Genomic DNA, 1019 nt, shown 5'->3' with positions numbered 1-1019 from the left:
GTGTTGGATACCCGCCTGATGAGTCTGACGCTGACGGATAACCGGGGCTTTGAAGCGGACCAGCTTGATCTGGAGCTGGACGACGCCGACGGTCTGATTGCTCTGCCGCGACGTGGGGCAGTGATTCAGCTGGCGCTGGGCTGGAAAGGCCAGCCGCTTTTCCCTAAAGGGGCTTTTACTGTGGATGAAATTGAACACAGCGGTGCCCCTGACCGGCTGGCCATCCGGGCGCGTAGCGCAGATTTCCGTGAAACCCTCAATACACGGCGCGAAAAATCATGGCATCAGACAACGGTGGGGGAGGTGGTAAAGGAAATCGCCGCCCGGCATAACCTCAAAATGGCGCTGGGTAAAGACCTGACGGATAAGGCGCTGGATCATCTGGACCAGACCAATGAAAGCGATGCAAGTTTTCTGATGAAACTGGCGAGACAGTATGGGGCGATTGCTTCCGTTAAGGACGGGAATCTGCTGTTTATCCGGCAGGGACAGGGAAGAACGGCGAGCGGCAAGCCGCTGCCGGTTATCACCATCACGCGCAAAGCCGGTGACGGTCATCGGTTCACCCTTGCTGATCGTGGTGCCTATACCGGTGTTATTGCCAGCTGGTTGCATACGCGTGAACCCAGGAAAAAAGAGACAACCAGTGTTAAGCGTCGTCGAAAGAAAACCACCACACCCAAAGAGCCGGAAGCAAAGCAGGGCGATTATCTGGTGGGAACGGATGAAAACGTGCTGGTTCTTAATCGTACCTACGCCAACCGGAGCAATGCAGAGCGCGCAGCAAAAATGCAGTGGGAACGTCTGCAGCGTGGGGTTGCTTCATTTTCCCTGCAGCTCGCTGAGGGGCGGGCTGATCTCTATACGGAAATGCCGGTGAAGGTGACGGGATTTAAGCAGCCGATTGATGATGCAGAATGGACCATTACCACCCTGACGCATTCTGTCAGCCAGGATAATGGATTTACGACCAGCATGGAGCTTGAAGTAAAGATTGATGATTTAGAAATGGAATAAAT

General features: G+C 54.4%; 1 protein-coding gene. It reads left to right on the top strand.

Annotated features, from left to right (window positions below):
• On the top strand, nucleotides 1–1017 hold a 1017-nt coding region (locus JTI85_RS18945; protein WP_219351887.1), incomplete at its 5' end, for a phage late control D family protein.
• Between the last annotated feature and the right edge of the window lie 2 nt (nucleotides 1018–1019).

The sequence above is a fragment of the Citrobacter sp. Colony219 genome, from assembly GCF_019382635.1.
Taxonomy (GTDB): domain Bacteria; phylum Pseudomonadota; class Gammaproteobacteria; order Enterobacterales; family Enterobacteriaceae; genus Citrobacter; species Citrobacter youngae.
The sequence above is the reverse complement of the archived record's forward strand: the minus strand, read 5'-3'. Positions and strand labels throughout refer to the sequence as shown.